21 protein-coding genes are annotated in these 20,823 nt (G+C 68.3%); 9 read left to right on the top strand and 12 right to left on the bottom strand.

Translation table 11 applies throughout. From position 1 onward, the window contains the following. Positions 1-54: 54 nt before the first annotated feature. On the bottom strand, positions 55-1,455 hold the full coding sequence (locus tag ACFWIW_RS12355; protein WP_016332951.1) for an RNA polymerase sigma factor: 1,401 nt from the start codon (positions 1,453-1,455) through the stop codon (positions 55-57). 246 nt (positions 1,456-1,701) lie between these two features. Then, entirely contained in the window at positions 1,702-2,463 is a 762-nt protein-coding gene (gene ppgK / locus ACFWIW_RS12360; RefSeq protein ID WP_378368549.1) for a polyphosphate--glucose phosphotransferase, read from the bottom strand. Positions 2,464-2,530: 67 nt separating this feature from the next. On the opposite strand from ppgK, the gene ACFWIW_RS12365 reads away from it, so the two are divergent. Beyond that, entirely contained in the window at positions 2,531-3,349 is an 819-nt protein-coding gene (locus tag ACFWIW_RS12365; RefSeq protein WP_378368502.1) for an inositol monophosphatase family protein, read from the top strand. A gap of 3 nt (positions 3,350-3,352) precedes the next feature. Here ACFWIW_RS12365 and cei read toward each other — a convergent pair whose 3' ends face one another. Next, complete coding sequence (gene cei, locus ACFWIW_RS12370; RefSeq protein ID WP_240597711.1) at positions 3,353-4,036, bottom strand: envelope integrity protein Cei; 684 nt, start codon at positions 4,034-4,036, stop codon at positions 3,353-3,355. Between the two features lie 454 nt (positions 4,037-4,490). Here cei and ACFWIW_RS12375 point away from each other — a divergent pair, with 454 nt between their 5' ends. Beyond that, positions 4,491-4,799 carry a DUF4193 domain-containing protein gene (locus ACFWIW_RS12375; protein ID WP_005164528.1) on the top strand — a complete coding sequence of 103 codons (309 nt, stop codon included), beginning with the start codon at positions 4,491-4,493 and terminating at the stop codon, positions 4,797-4,799. A gap of 85 nt (positions 4,800-4,884) precedes the next feature. Here the strand turns inward: ACFWIW_RS12375 and ACFWIW_RS12380 are convergent, their stop codons facing one another. Further along, the gene (locus ACFWIW_RS12380) at positions 4,885-5,385 is read right to left on the bottom strand and encodes a DUF3093 domain-containing protein (protein WP_378368503.1); all 501 of its coding nucleotides are present in this window, start codon (positions 5,383-5,385) and stop codon (positions 4,885-4,887) included. Positions 5,386-5,409: 24 nt separating this feature from the next. Here ACFWIW_RS12380 and dut point away from each other — a divergent pair, with 24 nt between their 5' ends. Beyond that, the gene (dut, locus tag ACFWIW_RS12385; RefSeq protein WP_378368504.1) at positions 5,410-5,892 is read left to right on the top strand and encodes a dUTP diphosphatase; all 483 of its coding nucleotides are present in this window, start codon (positions 5,410-5,412) and stop codon (positions 5,890-5,892) included. Next, entirely contained in the window at positions 5,892-6,548 is a 657-nt protein-coding gene (locus ACFWIW_RS12390; protein WP_378368505.1) for a DUF3710 domain-containing protein, read from the top strand. Before dut ends, ACFWIW_RS12390 begins: the two co-directional genes overlap by 1 nt. Here ACFWIW_RS12390 and ACFWIW_RS12395 read toward each other — a convergent pair. After that, the gene (locus ACFWIW_RS12395) at positions 6,545-7,252 is read right to left on the bottom strand and encodes an alpha/beta fold hydrolase (protein ID WP_378368506.1); all 708 of its coding nucleotides are present in this window, start codon (positions 7,250-7,252) and stop codon (positions 6,545-6,547) included. The two genes, ACFWIW_RS12390 and ACFWIW_RS12395, sit on opposite strands and share 4 nt — an antisense overlap. 103 nt (positions 7,253-7,355) lie before the next feature. Between ACFWIW_RS12395 and ACFWIW_RS12400 the strand changes: the two genes are divergently transcribed. Together ACFWIW_RS12400 and ACFWIW_RS12405 are read left to right on the top strand one after the other, a co-directional pair. Next, positions 7,356-7,736: an OB-fold nucleic acid binding domain-containing protein gene (locus ACFWIW_RS12400; RefSeq protein WP_034316985.1), complete on the top strand. Its 381-nt coding sequence runs from the start codon at positions 7,356-7,358 to the stop codon at positions 7,734-7,736. 9 nt (positions 7,737-7,745) lie between these two features. Then, positions 7,746-8,474 (top strand): DUF3159 domain-containing protein, encoded by a 729-nt coding sequence (locus ACFWIW_RS12405; protein WP_378368507.1) that lies wholly within the window; start codon positions 7,746-7,748, stop codon positions 8,472-8,474. Here ACFWIW_RS12405 and ACFWIW_RS12410 read toward each other — a convergent pair. Further along, entirely contained in the window at positions 8,471-9,127 is a 657-nt protein-coding gene (locus ACFWIW_RS12410; RefSeq protein ID WP_016332961.1) for a TrkA family potassium uptake protein, read from the bottom strand. The two genes, ACFWIW_RS12405 and ACFWIW_RS12410, sit on opposite strands and share 4 nt — an antisense overlap. Then, positions 9,127-9,792 (bottom strand): TrkA family potassium uptake protein, encoded by a 666-nt coding sequence (locus ACFWIW_RS12415; protein WP_016332962.1) that lies wholly within the window; start codon positions 9,790-9,792, stop codon positions 9,127-9,129. Before ACFWIW_RS12415 ends, ACFWIW_RS12410 begins: the two co-directional genes overlap by 1 nt. A 97-nt stretch (positions 9,793-9,889) precedes the next feature. On the opposite strand from ACFWIW_RS12415, the gene ACFWIW_RS12420 reads away from it, so the two are divergent. The 3 genes from ACFWIW_RS12420 to ACFWIW_RS12430 all read left to right on the top strand — a co-directional run bounded on the left by ACFWIW_RS12420 (position 9,890) and on the right by ACFWIW_RS12430 (position 13,716). Further along, the gene (locus ACFWIW_RS12420; RefSeq protein ID WP_378368508.1) at positions 9,890-11,917 is read left to right on the top strand and encodes an APC family permease; all 2,028 of its coding nucleotides are present in this window, start codon (positions 9,890-9,892) and stop codon (positions 11,915-11,917) included. Then, complete coding sequence (locus ACFWIW_RS12425) at positions 11,914-13,119, top strand: class I SAM-dependent RNA methyltransferase (protein ID WP_378368509.1); 1,206 nt, start codon at positions 11,914-11,916, stop codon at positions 13,117-13,119. Before ACFWIW_RS12420 ends, ACFWIW_RS12425 begins: the two co-directional genes overlap by 4 nt. A gap of 252 nt (positions 13,120-13,371) precedes the next feature. Then, complete coding sequence (locus ACFWIW_RS12430; RefSeq protein ID WP_378368510.1) at positions 13,372-13,716, top strand: hypothetical protein; 345 nt, start codon at positions 13,372-13,374, stop codon at positions 13,714-13,716. Positions 13,717-13,789: 73 nt separating this feature from the next. Here the strand turns inward: ACFWIW_RS12430 and ACFWIW_RS12435 are convergent, their stop codons facing one another. The 5 genes from ACFWIW_RS12435 to ACFWIW_RS12455 all read right to left on the bottom strand — a co-directional run bounded on the left by ACFWIW_RS12435 (position 13,790) and on the right by ACFWIW_RS12455 (position 20,779). Continuing rightward, positions 13,790-15,037: a DUF222 domain-containing protein gene (locus ACFWIW_RS12435; RefSeq protein ID WP_378368511.1), complete on the bottom strand. Its 1,248-nt coding sequence runs from the start codon at positions 15,035-15,037 to the stop codon at positions 13,790-13,792. Positions 15,038-15,440: 403 nt separating this feature from the next. After that, a complete protein-coding gene (locus ACFWIW_RS12440; RefSeq protein WP_378368512.1) occupies positions 15,441-15,983 on the bottom strand; it encodes a DUF1062 domain-containing protein in 543 nt (180 codons plus the stop codon). Between the two features lie 232 nt (positions 15,984-16,215). Next, entirely contained in the window at positions 16,216-17,769 is a 1,554-nt protein-coding gene (locus ACFWIW_RS12445; protein WP_378368513.1) for a GMC family oxidoreductase, read from the bottom strand. After that, positions 17,766-19,277, bottom strand: coding sequence for an APC family permease (locus ACFWIW_RS12450; protein ID WP_378368514.1), 1,512 nt, complete (start codon positions 19,275-19,277; stop codon positions 17,766-17,768). Before ACFWIW_RS12450 ends, ACFWIW_RS12445 begins: the two co-directional genes overlap by 4 nt. A 17-nt stretch (positions 19,278-19,294) precedes the next feature. Next, positions 19,295-20,779, bottom strand: coding sequence for an aldehyde dehydrogenase family protein (locus ACFWIW_RS12455; RefSeq protein WP_378368515.1), 1,485 nt, complete (start codon positions 20,777-20,779; stop codon positions 19,295-19,297). Positions 20,780-20,823: the final 44 nt, after the last annotated feature.

Here is a 20,823-nt window from a genome sequence, read left to right on the forward strand (position 1 = left end):
CGCGAAAAACCCCGCCACCGGAAACGGTGACGGGGTCTTCCGTGAATCCTGGGCTCAGTCCAGGTAGTCGCGCAGCACCTGCGAACGCGACGGGTGACGCAGCTTCGACATCGTCTTCGACTCGATCTGCCGGATGCGCTCACGGGTCACCCCGTACACCTGGCCGATCTCGTCGAGCGTGCGCGGCTGGCCGTCGGTGAGGCCGAACCGCAGCCGCACCACCCCCGCCTCACGTTCGGACAGGGTCTGCAGCACCGACTGGAGCTGGTCCTGCAGCAGCGTGAACGACACCGCGTCGACCGCGACGACGGCCTCGGAGTCCTCGATGAAGTCACCGAGCTGCGAGTCGCCCTCGTCGCCGATGGTCTGGTCGAGCGAGATCGGCTCGCGGGCGTACTGCTGGATCTCGAGGACCTTCTCCGGGGAGATGTCCATTTCCTTCGCGAGCTCTTCGGGGGTGGGCTCGCGACCGAGGTCCTGCAGCAGTTCACGCTGTATACGGCCGAGCTTGTTGATGACCTCGACCATGTGCACCGGGATACGGATGGTGCGGGCCTGGTCGGCCATCGCTCGGGTGATCGCCTGACGGATCCACCAGGTGGCGTACGTGGAGAACTTGTAGCCCTTGGTGTAGTCGAACTTCTCGACCGCGCGGATCAGGCCGAGGTTGCCCTCCTGGATCAGGTCCAGGAACGCCATGCCGCGGCCGGTGTAGCGCTTGGCCAGCGAGACCACGAGCCGGAGGTTCGCCTCCAGGAGGTGGTTCTTCGCCCGCTCACCGTCGCGCACGATCCACTTGAGGTCGCGCCGCATCTGGGTGACGAGCTTCTCGCCCTCCTCCTCGGCGTTGCGGACGCGCTCGGCGGCGTAGAGCCCGGCCTCGATGCGCTTGGCGAGCTCCACCTCCTCCTCGGCGTTCAGCAGGGCGACCTTGCCGATCTGCTTGAGGTACGCGCGGACCGAGTCGGCCGAAGCGGTGAGCTCGGCGTCCTTGCGGGCCTGGCGCAGCGCCTCGGACTCTTCCTCGTCCCAGACGAAGTCCGGGTTGTCGGAAGACTTGCCGGCGTTCTTGTCGGTCGACGTGCGGCGCCCGCGGGCGGGCGTCTCTTCGACGTCCTCCTCGGACTCCGCGTCCTCGTCCGTCTCCTCGGTGACGGACGCGTCGACGACATCCACCTCGACCTCTTCGAGGTCGGACAGATCCGGGGTCTCGAGGTCGGCCTCGTCGAGGTCGCCGGGACCGTCTTCCGGGTCGCCGTCTTCGGTCTTCGCACTCTTGGTGCTGGGTTTCTTGGCCGGAGCCTTCTTCGCCGGGGCCTTCTTCGCGCCGGCCGCCTTGGCGGCGGTCTTGCGCGCCGCGGGCTTCGCCGCGTCGGTGGCTGCCTCGTCGGCCGGCTCGCCGGCTGCGGTCGCTGTCTTCGTCCCGCTTCGGGTTGCGGTTCTTGCGGCTGCCACTTACGCCCTTTCGCAGCGGTCGATCATGACGAGCCGAGGCGTGATGGTCTCGGCTGCCTCAAACTTCGGGGAACACCCCTCGGCCTGCGGTTTCCCTCGTTCTCGTGAGTGCCGCCGCCGGGGGCCGTGTTCCATTGTAACGACGATACGTGACAGCGTCGCGGCGCGGACCACCGACCGGCGGGCGCGACACGCCGTGCGACGCGCCGAAGTGACATCCGGGGCATGGATGTCAGCGTGGGCGGGTCAGTGCTCGATGCCCTCCGCCGCGGCGGCCGCCGCGCCGACGATGCCCGCGTTGTTCTGCAACGACGCGACGATGACCGGCGTGCGGATGTCCAGCAGCGGGACCCACTTGTGCGACTTCTTGCTGACCCCGCCGCCGACGATGAACAGATCCGGCCAGATCAGGTTTTCCAGCACGGAGAGATACCTGTTCACCCGTTCCGCCCATTCGGGATACGACAGCTCCTCGTTGTCCTTCACCGACGCGGCGGCCTTCTTCTCCGCGTCGAAGCCGTCGACCTCGATGTGGCCGAACTCGGTGTTGGGCACGAGCTTGCCGTCCTGGAAGACCGCGCTGCCGATACCGGTGCCGAAGGTCAGCAGCGCCGTCACGCCGCGCCGCGCCACGGGGTCGCCCCAGCGGATCTCGGCCATGCCGGCGGCGTCCGCGTCGTTGAGCATCGCGATGTCGTCCACGCCGCGGCCGAGGCGCTTGGCGAACAGGGCGTCGGCGTCGGTGCCGATCCACTTGCGGTCGATGTTGGCCGCGGTGTGCGCGACCCCCTTCTTGACCACCGCGGGCAGCGTGACCCCCACCGGGCCGTCCCAGCCCGCCTGGCCGGTGATCTCGGCGACGACGTCCGCCACCGCCTCCGGGGTCGACGGCTTCGGCGTGTCGATGCGGATCCGGTCGCCGATCAGCTGTCCCCGCGCCAAGTCCACCAGCGCGCCCTTGATCCCGCTGCCGCCGATGTCGATACCGAAACCTCGGGTCGCCTCCACCACGGACGTGGTCCCTTCTCGCACGATTCAGAAGCCTGCCTCGGAGACTTTAACCGGATGTGGTGACATGGCGGACGTGGGAGTTGACGAGACGTTGCTGAAGGGTGTCGCCGAGCGTGTCGCGGGCGAGGCCGCCGAGCTGGTCCACGAGGCCTGGACCGGGATGAACGTGGGCCGCGAGGTGCGGGTGGACACCAAATCCGCCGACACCGACGTGGTGACCGCGGTGGACCACGAGTCGGAACGGCTGGTGCGCGCCCGGCTGGCCGAGTTGCGCCCGGACGACGCCGTGCTCGGCGAGGAGGGCGGGGGGATCGCCGGTGACGGGGTGACCTGGGTGGTCGACCCGATCGACGGGACGGTGAACTTCCTCTACGGGCTGCCGTGGTTCGCCGTCTCGGTGGCCGCGCAGGTCGGCGGGGTGTCGGTGGCGGGGGCCGTCGTCGAACCGGTCAGCGGGCGCCGCTGGACCGCCGCACGGGGGCAGGGCGCGTTCCTCGACGGGCGGCCGCTGTCGGTCAACGCGCCTTCCCGGCTCGACCTGACGCTCGTCGGCACCGGATTCGCCTACAAGGTCGAACGGCGGACGAAACAGGCCAGGTTCGTCGCCGAACTGGCGACCCGGGTGCGGGACGTCCGGCGCAACGGGGCCGCGTCGCTGGACCTGTGCGCCGTCGCGGCGGGCTGGCTGGACGCCTACGTCGAGCACGGCCTCGGGCACTGGGATTGGGCCGCCGGGGCGCTCATCGCCGCCGAGGCGGGCGCTGAGGTGTCGTTGCCGGGGGAGGACACGGAGCTGGGGCCGGACGCGACCTTCGCGGTGGCGCCGTCGATCGCGGCGCCGTTGCGTGAGGCGCTGCTCGACTCGGGTGTGGGCGCGATCTGAGCCTTAGCAGGGAGCTTCGCGGGCGGCCTTCAGCAGTGCCTGGTCGATCACCGGGGCACCGCCGCCCGCGGACTGCTCACCGCCGCCGCTGCCCTGCTGCGCCTTCGACCACTGCGTGAGCTGGTCGAGCACCTGGCGCGCCTCCGCCTTCGGGCGGATGTCGCCGAGCAGGGTGCCGGTGGTGAGGGTGACCGAAGCGTCCTTGCGGTTGTCCTTGACCAGTTCGGCGCACGGGACCACCAGGCTCAGCGTGCGGGCCGCCGCGGCGCCGTTCTCGCCGAAGCGGATCTGGCCGCGGCACTTGGCTTCGGCGTTCTTGTAGGCCGGGTCGACGTCCGGTTCGACGATCTGGGAGAAACCGAGTTCCCGCAGCGTGCTGGTGACGATGCCGCCCTGGCCGCGGACCTGGGAGCCGTTGAGCACCTGGACGGCCACCTTGTCCGGCGGGACCGGCGCGCGGTCGTCGAGGCCGTTGTGCGCCAGCGGCGTGTACGTGACGCCCTGCTGCGGGACGGGCGGCGGATCGCAGCGGACCCTGGCGTCGATATCGGATTTGCTCGCGACGACGTTCACCCAGACGATCACCGCGCCGAGGGCCATCACCCCGATGACGATGAGCGCGGGCAGCGGCTTGTGCTTGCGATACGGCCTCGCCCCGCGGTCCCCGATGCCGTTCCCCGACGCCACCTGCCAGTCCCTTCCCCAAAGCCCGGATCCCCGGACGGTGCTTCATCTCACCATCGTGTCCGATCAGCCTATGCGTTGCGGCGCGGATGATCGGCGCGGGCCTCCGGATAGCACCACGCGATGGCCACTCCGGGCAAGCAGCCGGGCCCAAGGGGTGAGGTACCCGACGCGGGGGCAACCCATTCGGACGACAGGCGTCTTGACAGCAGGGTTCCCCCTGTTGGGTGACGTAATCGCGGCAATGTCTGACTCGTTGCAGAGCCGGTATCGGCGTGAGCTACCCTTCGCGGGCTCAGGCGGCAGTAAGAGGCGCAAAAGAGAGACCTCGCTCACTGCCCAGCCGGGCACAAACAGGGGCGCTGGGACGTTAACCAGCGGCACGAAGGACTCACGAGCCGCGCGCTCGCGGGTCCGGGCCATCTGACATCGAAAGCATCGCAGGGGTGAGGGACTAATGGCGACCGACTACGACGCTCCGCGCCGCAGCGAAGCCGACGAGCTGGCCGAAGACTCGTTGGAAGAGCTGAAGGCACGGCGTAACGAAAACCAGTCCGGCGTCGTGGACGTCGACGAGGACGCGACCGCCGAGAACTTCGAGCTGCCGGGCGCGGACCTCTCCGGACTTTCCGGTGAGGACCTGACCGTCAAGGTCGTGCCCAAGCAGGCCGACGAGTTCACCTGCTCCGTCTGCTTCCTGGTGCACCACCGCAGCAGGCTGGCCGAGGAGAGTGGCGGACGGCTCATCTGCCGCGACTGCGCCTGAGCCTACGGGCACAGGGGACGGCGCGACAGGGGTTTCGGGGACTGAACAGGAATAAGGGGGTCGGCCGGGTGGCCGGCCCCCTTTCCTATGCCTGGGGCTTCGAGGCGGGGTGGCGCAGCAGCGCGGCCACCTTCTCCGGATGCCGGGTGCTGAACAGCCAGTACGGCGTCGGGTCGTCGGGGTCGGTGAGCCAGACCCGCACGACCGGCCCGACCCAGCCCCGGTGCAGCACGAAGGCCGCCGGATCGGCGTCGCGGCCGAGGGCCTTGCGCTTCGCTTCCTTGTCGATGACGTCGACGTCGCCGACGAACTTGAGCGGGAGGTGCGCGTCGCGCAGCCACAGCTCCGGCTCGGCGCCGCCGGTCACCTTCACCTTCGACCGGCCGAGCGAGATCATCAGCGCGATCACCGCGGGGATCAGCACCACGTACGGCAGCCATCCGCGCAGCCCGGGATAGCCCATGTCGATCTCGGCCGCCAGCAGCCCGCCGCCCAGCAGCGGCAACGGCCAGCCCCACCACGGGACGTAGAGCCGCTCTGAATGCTTGACGGCGCCGCCTTCGGCCGTGTTCACGCTTTCACCCACCTCTTCAGGGTAGTCTCGCCGCCCGTGTCCACCGTTCAGGTACTGCTTTCCCGGATCGATCCTTCGGTCCCCCTCCCCGCCTACGCGCGCCCCGGCGACGCGGGCGCCGACCTCGTCACCACCTCGGATCTCGTGCTCGCGCCCGGTGAACGCGGCGTGGTCGGCACGGGCGTCGCGATCGCGCTGCCGCCCGGCTACGCGGGCTTCGTCCACCCGCGCTCGGGTCTCGCCGCCCGCGTCGGCCTCTCGGTCGTCAACACCCCGGGCACGATCGACTCCGGGTACCGCGGTGAGATCCGCGTCTGCCTGATCAACCATGATCTCTCCGAGAAGGTCGTGCTCACCCGCGGCGACCGGATCGCGCAACTGGTCGTGCAACGGGTCGAACAGGCCGAGTTCGTCGAGGTCGCCGAGCTCGAGCCGTCCGAGCGCGGCCAGGGAGGGTATGGCTCCACGGGCGGACACGCCACACTGGGAGCCGGAGCCAGGGAAGGAACGGAGAACTAGTGGGGATTTTCGGACGCAAGCGCGCGAAGCCGACCGGACGGCACGCCGCGCCCGAGGTCGAGGAGCGCCCCGACAGCGCTGCCGACGACGCCGACGAGATCGAGTCGCAGCTGTCGGAGACCTCCGACGGCCCCTTCGACCTCGCCGACGCGCCCGAGGACGGCATCCCGAGGATCGACCTCGGCTCGGTGAAGGTCCCGGTGCCCGACGGTTCCCAGGTCCAGGTCGAGATGGACCCGGAGAGCGGCGGCGTCCGCGCGGTCCACGTCGTCACCGAGCAGGGCCAGATCACCGTCAGTGGCTACGCGGCGCCCCGGTCCGGAGGACTGTGGAAGGACGTCAGCACCGAGCTCACCGAGCAGCTCCGTGCCGACGGCGCCAAGGTCTCGGTCGGCATGGGGGAGTGGGGGCTGGAGCTGTCCGCGATCGTCGGTGACGTCGCGCTGCGGTTCGTCGGGGTCGACGGCCCGCGCTGGATGCTCCGCGGTGTCATCGCGGGCCCGCAGTCGCAGGCGTCGCAGGCGCCCGCCGTGCTGCGGGAGATCGTGCGCCACACCATCGTCGACCGCGGTGACGCGCCGATGCCGGTCCGCACCCCGCTGACCATCACGCTGCCCGACGCCGTCGCGCAGCACATCGCCGAACAGCAGGGTTAAAGCACCCTCAGCCAGGCCAGCACGGTCGCCCGGCCCAGTGACTCCCGGTCCGCGCCGAGGGCGGTGAGCGTCGACTCGCCGACCTCGGCGCGCGGCAGGGCGTCCGCCCAGGCGCGGGCGATGGCCGCCGGGTGGATCGGATCGTCCGCGCACGCGCCGATCCCCGCGGGTACATCGAGGCCCTTCAGGTCTTCGAGCGACGGCGCGGGACGGGCCGCCGCCGTCCGCAGGCTCGCCGCCAGCCCGGCGCCGTGCCGCCGCCACGCGCGGCCGAGTTCCGCCGCGAGCCATGCCGGGACGCCGTCGGAGGATTCCGCCAGCGCGCCGTCGACCCCGTTTTCGGCCACCAGATCCGCTGACAGCCGCGCGGCGAGCGACGCGGGCGCACGTCCGGCCGGGCCGTTCCAGGCCGGGAGCGCGGCCAGCAGGCCGGTGCAGTGGCCAGGATTTCGCGCCGCCCACTCCGCCGAGAGGTGCGCCCCGAACGAGATGCCGCCGACGAGCAGCGGACCGTGCTCGACGGCGAGCCTGTCCAGCTCGGCCAGATAGCCGTCCGCGAGCCGGTCACCAGGGGGCGGGGGCGGCGCGATCAGCCGGATGCCGAGCGCCCGCAGCGGACCGGCGAACACGGCGCGCACGAACACTTCGTCGGACCCGGTGCCGGGGAGTACTACTGCCGTCGTAGGCGGAATAGCGGAGGTCACGTTGCGATCTTCTCCCAAACCCGTTGTCCTGGTCCGAGCACAGTTACGCTGGATTACGCACGGGCCGTTCGAGTCGGGGGCCCCGGAGCACAGGAGCACCGTTATGTCCGCCAAAGACGGCGGCTACTTCAGCCGGCTGGTCCGCAAGCTGACCAGCGACGTCGAGGATCTCGACGCCGACGATCTGTCCGAAAAATCCGAGGCCGGCGGAGCGCAGCGCGCCTGCGACTGCCGGTCGGGACAAGAGGTGACGGTGCTCGGCAGACTCCGCAGCGTGGAGCTCTGCCCGACCAACGAGGCGGCGACCCTGCAGGCCGAGCTGTTCGACGGCACACAGGGTGTGACGCTAATCTGGCTCGGACGCCGCCGGATCCCCGGGATCGAACCCGGGCGAACCATCAAGGTGCGCGGCCGGATGGCCGAACGTGATGGTCAGAAGGTGCTTTACAACCCCTATTACGAACTTCAGAGCCCTGTGAGTTGATCCCGCATCGTGACTGAACCCGTCGGCGGCGAAGAGAAGACCGAAGACAAGAAGCCCCAGCCCACCCTGCTGGAACAGATGGGCGGACTGTCCGGTCTGTTCTATTCCTCGCTGCCGGTGATCGTGTTCGTGATCGCGAACGCGATCTTCGGGCTCACGGTGGGGATCTGGGCCGCGGTGGGCAGCGCGGTGGCGATCACGGTGCTGCGGATCGTGCGCAAGGAGCCGCTGCAGCCCGCGATCTCCGGGTTCTTCGGCGTCGCGATCGCGGCGTTCATCGCCTACCGGACCGGTTCGGCCAAGGGCTTCTTCCTGTTCGGCATATGGACGAGCCTGGTCTACTGCGGTGTCTTCGTGCTTTCGATCGTCGTCCGCTGGCCGCTGGCCGGCGTGGTGTGGAACGCGCTCAACGGCAGCGGCCACGCCTGGCGCAAGGACAAGAAGTCGCTGATCTCCTACTCGATCGCGACCGCCGCCATGGCGCTGATCTTCGGTGCCCGGTTCGTCGTGCAGCGCTGGCTGTACGACGAGGACTACACCGGTTGGCTGGCCTTCGCGAAGATCGCGATGGGCTACCCGCTGTACGCGCTCGGCCTGCTCACCGTCGTCTGGGCGGTGCGGCGATCGGACAAGCACCTCAAGGCGCTGGCCGAAGAGGCGCCGCGCGAAGAGACCGACGAAGAGGTCGAGGCCCGCCTGCGCGCGAAGTACGCGCAGGCGCCCGCCACGGAGAACTAATAACCCAGCGCGGTCCGGATCTCCGGTTCCACGTCCGACGTCGCCACGAACAGCAGCTCGTCACCCGGCTCCAGCGGGTCCTCGGGCTGCGGCACGATCACGCGGTCGCCACGCAGGATGGTGACCAGCGCCGCGTCCCGTGGCAGATTGATCTCGCTGACCGCCTTGCCCGCGAGCGGCGTCTCCTCCGGGAGGGTGAGTTCCACGAGGTTCGCCTGGCTCTGCCGGAACGTCATCAGCCGCACCAGATCGCCGACGCTCACCGCCTCCTCGACCATCGCCGCGAGCATCCGCGGGGTCGAGACGGCGACGTCGACGCCCCAGGCGTCGTTGAAGAGCCATTCGTTGGCCGGGTTGTTGACCCGCGCCACCACCCGGCGCACCGCGAACTCGGTCTTCGCGAGCAGCGAGACCACCAGATTCGCCTTGTCGTCGCCCGTCGCGGCGATCACGACGTCGCACTCCTCGATCCCGGACTCCTCGAGGATCGAGACCTCGCACGCGTCACCCAGCACCCAGTCCGCCTGCTCGACGGTATGCGGCTCGAACTGGTCGGCCTCGCGTTCGATGAGCATCACCTGGTGGCGCCCGTCGATCAGCTCCGCGGCGATCGACCGGCCGACCGCCCCGGCCCCGGCAATCGCGACCCGCATCAGTTCTCCTCTTCCGGTTCGCGAGCGGCGACGCTCGTCACGTCGCTGACAGTGCCTGATTTCGCGGCGACGTACACGACGTCGTCCGCCTGGATCACGGCCTTGGTGTCGGGCAGCACGGCGGTGCCGAACCGCATGATGAACGCGACCCGCGCGCCGGTGGTGTCCTGGAGATCGCGCACGCTGTGCCCGACCCAGCCCTCGTTCAGCGGGAGCTGCAACAGCGCCACACTGCCCGACGGATCGCGCCACTCCGAAGCGACGCCGTCGGGGAGCAGGGTGCGCAGGAACCGGTCGGTCGTCCACGGCACGGTCGCCACGGTCGGGATGCCGAGCCGTTCGTAGACCGCCGCCCGTTTGTGGTCGTAGATCCGGGCGACGACCTTGTCGATGCCGAAGTTCTCCCTGGCCACCCGTGCCGAGATGATGTTGGAGTTGTCGCCGCTGGACACCGCCGCGAAAGCCCCCGCGCGTTCGATCCCGGCCTCGATCAGCACCTGCCGGTCGAAGCCGACGCCGACCACCTGCTGACCGTGGAAATCACTGCCGAGCCGCCGGAACGCCTGCTGGGTCTTGTCGATGATGGCGACTTCGTGCCCCAGCCGCTCCAGCGCCGCGGCCAGGGATGCGCCTACCCGGCCGCATCCCATGATCACCACGTGCACGCCCTGCCTCCTTCGTCGTCGGACGTTCACCCGTCCGCAGGTACCCAGACATACCAGCGCCGAACCTACCTTGGGGGCCGACCGTTAGTCTTCCGTGGTGTCGAAGTTCCCGACCGTATTGAAGCGGCTCGTCCTCGGACGTCCATTCCGGAGTGACCGCCTCTCGCATACGCTGCTGCCGAAGCGCATCGCGCTGCCGATTTTCGCGTCCGACGCGTTGTCGAGCGTCGCGTACGCGCCTGAGGAAATCTTTTTGACCCTCAGTGTCGCCGGGTTGTCGGCGTACGCGTTCGCGCCGTGGATCGGCGTCGCCGTCGCGCTCGTCATGCTGGTCGTGGTGGCGTCCTACCGGCAGAACGTGCACGCCTATCCCAGCGGTGGCGGTGACTACGAAGTCGCGAACACCAACCTGGGCGGCAAATTCGGCCTCACCGTCGCCAGCGCGCTGCTGGTCGACTACGTGCTCACCGTCGCGGTGTCGACGTCGTCCGGCGTGGCGAACATCGGGTCGGCCATTCCGTGGGTGGCGCAGCACAAGGTGATCGCCGCGGTCATCATCGTGGTCGTGCTGACCGCGCTGAATCTGCGCGGAGTACGCGAATCGGGCAAAGCGTTCGCGATCCCGACCTACGGGTTCATCATCGGCATCCTCGGCATGGTGATCTGGGGCCTGATCGAGGCGGCCTCCGGAGCCGACATGCGGGCCGAGAGCGCGGACTTCCAGCTGCACGAAGAAGCCTCTTTGACCGGTTTCGCCTTCTTCTTCCTGTTGCTGCGCACATTCTCCTCCGGTGCGGCGGCGCTGACCGGGGTCGAGGCGATCAGCAACGGTGTCCCGGCGTTCCAGAAACCGAAATCGAAGAACGCGGCGACCACCCTGCTGATGATGGGCGTGCTCGCGGTGACGATGCTGGTCGGCATCATCACGCTGGCGATCATCACCGACGTCAAATTCGCCGAGCACCCGGAGACACAGCTCACCGGCACTCCGGCGGGCTACGAGCAGAAGACGATCGTCGCGCAGATCGCGCAGGCGGTGTTCGCCGATTTCACCCCGGCGTTCTACTACATCTCCTTCGCCACCGGCATCATCCTGCTGCTGGCCGCGAACACCGCGTTCAACGGTTTCCCGGTGCTCGGCTCGATCCTCGCGCAGGACCGCTACCTGCCGCGTCAGCTGCACACCCGGGGCGACCGGCTGGCCTTCTCCAACGGCATCCTGTTCCTGTCGGCGTTCGCGCTGGTGCTGATCATCGCGTTCGACGCCGAGGTCACGAAGCTCATCCAGCTCTACATCGTGGGGGTGTTCGTCTCCTTCACGGTCAGCCAGGCCGGCATGATCCGGCACTGGAACCGCTTGCTCGCCAGGGAAACCGATCCGGCGGTGCGGCGGCGGATGCGGCGTTCGCAGACGGTCAACGCGATCGGCCTCACCATGACCGGCACCGTGCTGATCATCGTGCTGGTGACGAAGTTCCTGCTCGGCGCCTGGATCGCGATCGCGGCGATGGTGGCGATCTACGTGCTGATGACCGCGATCCGGAAACACTACGACCGGGTCGCCGAGGAATTGCGCGAAATGGACCGGAAACCGGCCGTATTGCCCTCGCGCAACCACGCGATCGTGCTGATTTCGAAACTGCACCTGCCGACCCTGCGCGCGGTCTCCTACGCCAAGGCGGTGCGGCCCGACGTACTCGAAGCCGTCACGGTGAACGTCGACGACGTCGAAACGCGCAAACTCGTCCAGGAATGGGACGACCACAATTTCAAGGTGCCGCTGAAGGTGATCGAATCGCCGTACCGCGAGATCACGAAACCGGTGCTGGACTACGTGAAGCGGGTCCGCGGCGACAATCCGCGCAACGTGGTGACCGTGTTCATCCCCGAATACGTGGTCGGGCACTGGTGGGAGCAGGTCCTGCACAACCAGAGCGCCCTGCGGCTGAAGGGACGACTCCTGTTCCAGCCCGGCGTCATGGTGACCAGTGTGCCGTGGCAGCTCGAATCGTCGGAAAAGGCGATCAAACGCGACCGGAAGGCACGTCCGGCGGCCGGCGACGTGCGACGCGGGTTCTCCCCGGTCGTGAAGCAACCCGAAACGAAGAAGGACAAAGCAGAATGAGTGTGGACGCGTCGACCGGCACCTGGCTCGGACGAACGATCGAGCTGGAGGTCGGCGCGGTCGCGCACGGCGGGCACTGCGTCGCACGGACGGAGGGCCGGGTCGTGTTCGTGCGGCACGCGCTGCCCGGCGAGCGGGTCCTGGCCTCGGTCACCGAGGACAAGGGCGGCTCGTTCTGCCGTGCCGACGCGATCGAGATCCTGGAAGCATCCCCGGACCGCGTCGAGCCGCCGTGCCCGCTCGCGGCGCCGGGGGAGTGCGGCGGCTGCGACTGGCAGCACGCCAGGCCCGAACATCAGCGTGAACTCAAGGCCGCCGTGGTCATGGAGCAGCTGAAGCGGCTCGCCGGGATCGAGCGCGACGTCGTCGTCGAAGCGCTCGACGGCGGCCCGCTGGACTGGCGCAGCCGGGTGCGGCTCGTCGCGGGCAAGGACGGCAAGGCGGGTTTCCGGGCACACCACAGTCACCGCGTGATCCCGGTCGACGACTGCCCGATCACCGTCCCCGGCGCGCTCGACGACGTCGTGTCGCGCAACTGGCGGCCCGGCAGCGAGATCGAGGTCACCAAGGACGGCGAGGGACAGGTGCACCTTCGCGACCTGTCGACGGTCCACGGGAAGACCCGGTCGCGGCAGCTGGCGGGCGGTATCGCCGTGCAGCACGCCGCCGGCCGCGACTGGCGCCTGGACGCCCACGGCTTCTGGCAGGTCCACCCGGCCGCCGCGGACGTGCTCGCCGCCGTCGTCGCGGAATGGGCGGAGGCGCCGCGCGACGGCGTGGCCTGGGACCTGTATGCCGGCGTCGGCCTCTTCGCGTCCGTGCTCGCTTCGCAGGTCGGCCCGCGTGGACGCGTCCTGGCCATCGAATCCGGCCGCCGTGCCGTCGCCGACGGCGAGGAGAACCTGGCCGACCTCCCGCAGGTCCGCTGGCGCTCCGGCCGCGTCGAACACCTGCTGGCCGACGCCCCGAAACCGGTGGACGTCGTCGTCCTCGACCCGCCGCGCAAGGGTGCGGGCAAGGCCGTCGTGGAGTCCATTGTGGAGGGATCCCCGGACCGGATCGTCTACGTGGCGTGCGACCCGGCCGCCTTGGCGCGCGACATCGCGCTGTTCAAGGAGCACGGATACGGGCTGGTGGATCTGCGGGCTTTCGACGCGTTCCCGATGACGCACCACGTCGAATGTGTTGCGTTGTTGCAATAACTCGGGATTTGTAATCCGTCGGAATGGAGTGGCTTCGTTCGGCTTGTCCGGGTGTTGTCGTGCTCGCTAACTTGAGTTTCGTGCTCACGAGGTAATTCGGGTACTTCGGGCACTTCTCTTCGACGCGAACGGATTTCCGGATCATGGATTATCTTACTTCGGTATGTGGTGATTGCGACGGAAAAGGCTGTGCCGGCTGCGACGGGCACGGCACGATCACCATTGTGGAGGACTGACCGAGTGGAACCGTTGATGCTTCCTCCGGGTGTCACCGCTCAGGAGATCAGCTACCGCAACGGCCGGAAGCAGGTCATCTACACGGCGCCGTACCAGTCCGAAGGTCCGGTGCTCGTGCGGGACGCGATGGGCAGGCAGGCATGGATGTTCATGTACGCCCACTTCGTCTTCACGTGGCTGGAAGGCGCGGTTCGCGTCCAGGTCAGCCACGGAACGCTGGGTGGGCCGAAAATGCCGCTGTGGTCCGGAATCAGGATTCGCGCCTACTGGTCTGGGCCGGCGCTGGCGGAGTTCGGCAAAGCGTGGGCGCTGGAGCAGATCACCGGTGACCGGGGTACTCCGGCCGTTGTTTCGATTTGATGTTTCGGGCGATGGGCATGCCGAGGAGCCCGTCGCCGGTGCGGCCGGCGGGCTCCTCGGGGTGGGGCGAGGGTCAGGTCACGACGCGGTGGATGGTATTGCGCCGTGGCACCTGTAGCGGGTCGAGGTATTGGGGCGGCACGAATTCCGGTATCCCCTCGGGAGTCATCCGGACCTGCCAGTCACCGTGGTGGACGAGCCGGTGGTGGAAGGAACAAAGCAGGACCAGGTTCCGCAGGTCGGTCGGGCCGCCGTCGGCCCAGTGCCGGATATGGTGGGCGTGGCAATGCTTCGGCGCTCGGTGGCAGCCAGGGAAAGCGCAGCCGCCGTCGCGGATGTTCAGGGCCCGGCGTTGGCCGGGGGTGACGAAGCGTTTCATCCGTCCGACATCGAGGGGTTCGCCGGCGGCGCCGAGCACCACCGGGACCATCAGGCAGTCGCAGGCGGCCAACCGGGCTTCGCGGGCGGTGATCCGGCCGACGAAGTCGAGGCACGCCGTCCCGAGCCCGGTCTTCAGGGCATCGAGCCCGACGGTCACGTGCACCAGTGTGCGGTAGCCGGACGTGCCCGGTTGGTCGGGGCAGGCGATGGCGAGGTCGAGGAGTTCGGCCCACGCGTCGCCCCGGCGCTGAGGCAGGGTGCGGTGGTCGGCCTGGCCGAACTCGTCGACCGGCCGCTTCGCCGCGTAGGCGTCCAGCGCGGCCGCGGTGCGGGCGCCGGTCTCGGGGTCCAGGAGCCCGGAGAGCTTCCAGAAGCCGTCCTTGCGGCGCTCGACGAACACCTCGCGGCGCGGCGGGGCGGGCTCGGGGTCTTTCGGCTCCTTCCCGTCGGGGTCGAGGTGTGCGAGCAGGTCGGCTCCGACCTCGGCGATCTCTTTCGGTCCGGCGTGACGGGCGAGGGTCTGCTCGGCCCCGGCTCGTTCCTCCGCAGGCACGTCGGAGGGGATCTTGCGCAGGATCTCCAGGATCAGGTCGATATGCTGCTCCCCGAGCGCGCCGTCGTCGGCCGCGGCGGCGGTCGCGGGCGCGAACACGGCACCCTCACCGCCGACGCTCGGAGCGGGGTTCAAGGCCAGGGCCCGGTTCACCATGTCTTGCGCGTCGCCCTTGGAGATCCGCGCGACATCGGCGAGCCATGATGCGGCGCTCCCATAGCCGAACAAGTCTTCCGCGCCCCGCGACTCGACCTCCGCCAGGTACTTCCCCAGCCCGGCGGAGGCCACCCGTATCACCTGCAGCAGGTGCGTCACGCCGTGGGCAAGCTCCAGCTTGCCGGCGCGCCACAGTTCCTGCGGCAGTTCGGGAATGGTCGTCTCGGGCACGTCTCCATATTACCGGAAAACACCCCAGGAATCATTCGTGATTTTAAGCGACAATGGTAATTGCCCATTTGCCACTGATGAGTGATTTGAGTGCTGTGCGTCGTGACTCTCGCGATTCGTGAAGGGGGCGGACGGGAGGTCAGCGTGTCGCGAAAGCCTCTTCGCGACACTAAAGGTGCTAAGGTCTCCATCCCCTACTGCGCGGCGTGATCGGAGGCGTGACTCCCGTGATCAGGGACGTCACTCGCGTGCTTGGAGGCCGCACTCGGGTGTTCCGCTGCTGATCACGCGAGTTCCGCCTTCGATCACGCGAGTTACGCCGCTGATCACGTGAGTGCGGTGCCGCGTCCTCGTGAGTGGTAAGGACGGTTAGAACCGTCCTTACCACTCACGAGACCCAAGGTCAGCGTTTCAGTGTGAAAGTGAAGTCCCCGGACACCTTTCCACGGAACCGCACCGCCGAAACCACCTTCCCCGCCTCGATCAGCCTCTCGACCTCGCCCCGCGAAAGACCGCACCCTTCGGCGATCAGCCGCACGGGCCGGAGCGGAATGCGAGCCTCGAAGCGAACCGAGACATCGCGAAAGTCCTCATGACATGTAGAGCCGGTATCGAGCCGCCAGGCGCCGTCCCAGTCGAGAGAGACGTGGTTGCGGCGGAGCACGGCCGGATCCTGGAGCAGTCCGGCCGCCAATCCCAGGTCGTTCTCGTGCAGCCGGTCCAGCAACTCAGGCCGGACGGAGCGCACGTTCACCCGCTCCAGGATCGTGAGTTTCGCGGTGTTCCCGCACCCGTCGCAGAGCACGAGAAGCCAGACATCGAGGAGTTTGTGGTTGGCGTTGACCCGGAATTTGCCGTTCGCCCGGAAACGCCCGGACCCGCAGGCGTGGCAACGGCGGAGGACGAAAGGAAGGCAGGTGGGAACGACCACCCAGTTTTCGAGCATGGGAAGCACACCCGTTCAGTGAGAAATCCGCAGCAACAGGAGACGCGGCGCGAAAGGCGCGACGCGCGGCGAAATCAGCGCTCGGGAGGTCTCACAGGGTGTACAACGGCAGGCCCTCGGGCTCGGCGACGTGGTCCGGCAGCACGGTAATGGCCCGGCGGCGGCCGCTCCACCGGTTTTCCGGGCACGAAAAGGCCCCCTGGCCGAAACCAGGGGGCCGAACGAGCGAGTCCTAGGAGCGCGCGTCCTCCTTCAGCATGTCCGCGCACTTCTCACCGATCGCCATCGTCGTGATGCACGGGTTCACCGCGACCAGGTACGGCATCGCCGAACCGTCGGCGACCCGCAGGCCTTCGACGCCGCGCACGCGCAGCCGGGCGTCCAGGACGGCCATCGGGTCGCCGTCGCCGCCCATTTTCGCGGTGCACGAGGGGTGATAGACCGTGTTGTGCGTCTTGCGCAGGTAGTCCGCGATCTCGTCGTCGGTCTTGACGTCCTTGCCGGGCGCCAGTTCCGTGCCCGCCCATTCGTCGAGCGCGGGCTGTTCGGCGATCTTGCGCGCGAGTTTGATGCCGTAGGTCATCACACGCATGTCGTGTTCGTCGGTGAAGTACCGCGGGTCCACCTTCGGCTTGTCCCGGTAGTCGCGGCTGCGCAGCCGCACGGTGCCGGTCGACCGTGACCGGGTGACGTTCGGGGTCAGGCAGAAACCGTTCTCCGTGGTGGGATATCCCTGCCGGAGGGTGTTCATGTCGAACGGCACCGAGCCGTAGTGGAACATCAGGTCCGGCCGGTCGAGGCCGTCTTCCGTGGTGGTGAAGATGCCGATCTCCCACCATTGCGTGGATTCGGTAGTCATCGGCTGCAGCGCGTCCCACTGGATGACGCCTTCGGGGTGATCCTGCAGGTTCTCGCCGACGCCGGGGGAGTCGACCAGCACGTCCACGCCGACCTCGCGCAGATGCTCGGCGGGGCCGATCCCGGACAGCATCAGGAGTTTCGGGGTGTCGATCGCGCCCGAAGACAGGATCACCTCGCGCCGCGCGCGCAGCCGGACGCCGTGGATCAGGTCGTCGGCGAGGTATTCCGCGCCGGTGCAGCGTTTGCCGTCGAACAGCAGCCGCCGGACGCGGGCACCGGTGATGATCTCCAGATTCGGCCGTTTGCCGATGATCGGGTGCAGGTACGACACCGACGCCGACGACCGCGTGCCGTCCTCGCGCGCGTTGATCTGGAACCAGTTCGCCCCGTGTGTCACGGTCTTGCCCGAGTTGAACTCCGTCCTCGGGATCCCCGCCTGCTCGCACGCCTGCAGCAGCGCGACGCCGGTCGGGTCGTTCGGCGGCACCGAGCGGATGGTCACCGGACCCGAGCGGCCGTGGTGGTCACCGGGGCCGTCGTTGGTCTCAAGACGCTTGTACAGCGGGAAAATATCCTTCGAAGACCAGCCGGGCAGGCCGAGCGACGCCCATTCGTCGAGGTCTTCCGCCGGTGCCCAGAACGCGATGCACGAGTTGTGCGACGAGCAGCCGCCGAGCACCCGTGCGCGGGCATGGCGCAGGAACGAGTTGCCGGATTCCTGCGGCTCCACCAGATAGTCCCAGTCGTAGCCGGATTCCAGCAGGGCCATCCACTTCGTGAGCTCCAGCACCGCCGGATCGTCCACATCGGACGGACCCGCTTCCAGGAGCGCCACGGTGACGTCCGGGTCTTCCGAGAGTCTCGCCGCGACCACCGAACCCGCCGTCCCGCCGCCGACGACGATGTAGTCGAACTCTCCGGTCACTGTGCTGCCTCCTCGGGAAGTGCTTCCGCGGCGTGATCGGCAAGAACGCCGCTCTTGTGCCGCAGGACGAACCAGTAATACGCGAAACCGACGACCGCCACCGCGCCGACGAACAGCACGGCCCCCCATTCGAGGTACCAGTGATACGGCTCGGTCGCGTTGTAGACCTCACGCCGCGGCCAGGCCAGGTTCACCACGATCGCGCCGCCCCACAGCACGCCGAGGATGTTGACCGGCAGCCCCAGTTTGCCGAGCGAGAAATACTTGGTGCCCGCCACCTTCGGGGGCGGCCACTGCCCGCGGAAGCGCTTGACCAGCATCGGCACGGTGACCAGCAGGTACGCCAGGTAGATCATGATGATGCCGATACTGGTGATCACCGTGAAGATCTGCGGCTGGCCGACGTTGACCACCAGGATCAGCACCGCGATCACGCCGGACACGATCGCGGGGATCACCGGTGTCTTCGTCTTCGGTGACACCCTCGCCAGATGCTTCCCGGCGGGGAGGTTGTTGTCGCGGCCCATCGCGAACATCATCCGGATCGCCGCCGATTGGACGGCGAGATTGCACACGGTGATCGCGATGACGACCGCCAGCAGGAAGATCGTGCCGATCGTGCTGCCGAGGACGTCCAGCACGATGAACTGGAGCCCACCGGTCGAGATCTCCGGGTTGTTGATGTCGCCGACGGCCATCAGCGCGAGGATCAGGATGAGCCCGCCGATGACGAACGACGCGATCAGCGCGCGCAGGATCGCCTTGGGCGCGTTCTTGCGCGGGTCGTGCGATTCCTCGCCGAGCGAGCTGGCGGTGTCGAAGCCGTACATGACGTAGGTCGACGCGAGCGAGGCGACCAGGAACGCCCCGAAGTATCCCCACGGCTGGTCGGCGCCGGTGTTGTTGGTCTGCATGACGACCTCGGGACCGCGTGTGATGTTCACCGCGAGCGCGACGATCAGCAGGACCGCGGCGATCAGTTCGATGAACACCCCGGCGCTGTTGATCCGCGCCATCAGCTTGACGCCCCAGGCGTTCACCAGCGTCGTGAACACGATCAGCGCCGTACCCAGGATGACCGCGTTCACCGCGCTGTCGCCCGAGAAGGAGAAGAACGACGAGATCTGGGGGAGCGTGATCTGGTACGCGAGCGCGACCGCGGCGATGCTGACGATCGACGCGGTGAGCATCATCCACCCGGCCATCCAGGCGACGTGCGGGCTGCCGAGCCGTTTCGACCAGTTGTAGATCGAACCGGCGACCGGATAGTGCGCGGCCAGCTCGGCGAACGACAGCGCCACCATCAGCTGGCCGACGAACACCATCGGCCACGACCACCAGTACGCCGGACCGCCGAAGCTGAAGCCGAAGTAGAACAGCTGGAAGGTCCCCGTCAGGATCGAGATGTAGCTGATCCCGGCGGCGAAGGTGTGGAAATTGCCGAGCGTTCTTTCGAGTTCCTGTTTGTAGCCGAAACCGGCCAAGCCGTCGTCGGAAGGATTGCTCATCGGCAATTTTCCCCTCTTCAGTTGGACGCGGGCTCCCCGGAGAACCAGCGCTGTGGAGCGGGCCGGAGGTTCTGGTAGATGTGTTTCGCCTCCGTGTACTCGGCGAGCCCGGTCGGGCCGAGTTCGCGCCCGAAGCCGGACTGTTTGTAGCCGCCCCATTCCGCCTGCGGCAGATACGGGTGGAAGTCGTTGATCCAGATCGTGCCGTGCCGCAGCCGGTTCGCGACCCGCTGCGCGCGGGAGGCGTCCGAGGTGAACACCGCGCCGGCGAGGCCGTAGTGGGTGTCGTTGGCGATGCGGACGGCGTCGTCCTCGTCGGTGAAGGTCTCGACGGTGAGCACCGGGCCGAACGATTCGTCGACCACGGCGCTGCTGCCCTGCTTCACGTTGTCGAGGATGGTCGGCAGGTAGTAGTGCCCCTTCGCGAGTTCGCGATCGTCGGGGCGTTTGCCGCCGGTGCGCAGGACGGCGCCCTCTTCGAGCGCGGCGGCGACGTAGCGTTCGATCTTTTCCAAATGGGCGGCCGAGATCAGCGGCCCGGTTTCAGCCTTCGGGTCGAAAGGTCCACCCAGTCGGATCAGCTCGGCGCGGCGGACGAGTTCGTCGACGAACCTGTCATGCCACTCCTCCTGGACGATCAGCCGCGCACCCGCCGAGCAGACCTGCCCGGAGTGCAGGAACACCGCGGTCAGCGCGTAGTCGACGGCGGTGTCGAAATCCGAGTCCGCGAAGACGACGTTCGGGTTCTTGCCGCCCAGCTCCAGCGCGACCTTCTTGATGGTCGCGGCGGCGGACGCGGCGATGATCTTGCCGGTCGCGAGGCCGCCGGTGAACGACACGAGGTCGACGTCGGGATGCTCGGACAGCGGGGCCCCGGCCTGCGCGCCGGCGCCGAGCACGAGGTTCGCGACCCCGCCGGGGAGGCCGGCCTCGGTCAGCAGCTTCATCAGCATGATCGAGGTGTGCGGGGTCAGCTCGCTGGGCTTGAGGACGAAGGTGTTGCCCGCCGCGAGCGCGGGGGCGACCTTCCAGATGGTCTGCAGGAGCGGGTAGTTCCACGGCGTGATCAGCCCGCAGACACCGACCGGCTCGTGCACGATCCGGCTGAACGCGTCCGGGTTGCCGGTGTCGACCACGCGGCCCGCGTCGTTCGCGGCGAGCTTGCCGAAGTAGCGCAGGCACGCGGCGATGTCGGCCATGTCGTACTCGCTCTCGACCAGCCGTTTCCCGGTGTCGAGCGACTCGGCGCGGGCGAAGGCCGCGGCGTCGCGGTCGAGCAGGTCGGCCGCCTTCAGCAGCAGGTCACCGCGCTGTGGGGCGGGCGTCTGTGGCCACGGGCCGGTGTCGAACGCCTTCCGTGCGGCGGCGATGGCCGCTTCGGTGTCTTCACGGGTGCCTTCGGCGACTTCCGCGACCAGCGACCCGTCGGCGGGGCAGCGGATCTCCCGGCGACCACCGCCGACCGCGTCGACCCATTCGCCACCGATGAAAAAATCCGCCATCAAGCCTCTCCAACCGGGCTCCTGCTCAACCGTCGATCAGCGAT

This window comes from Amycolatopsis sp. NPDC058340, assembly GCF_042723975.1.
Classification (GTDB): domain Bacteria; phylum Actinomycetota; class Actinomycetes; order Mycobacteriales; family Pseudonocardiaceae; genus Amycolatopsis.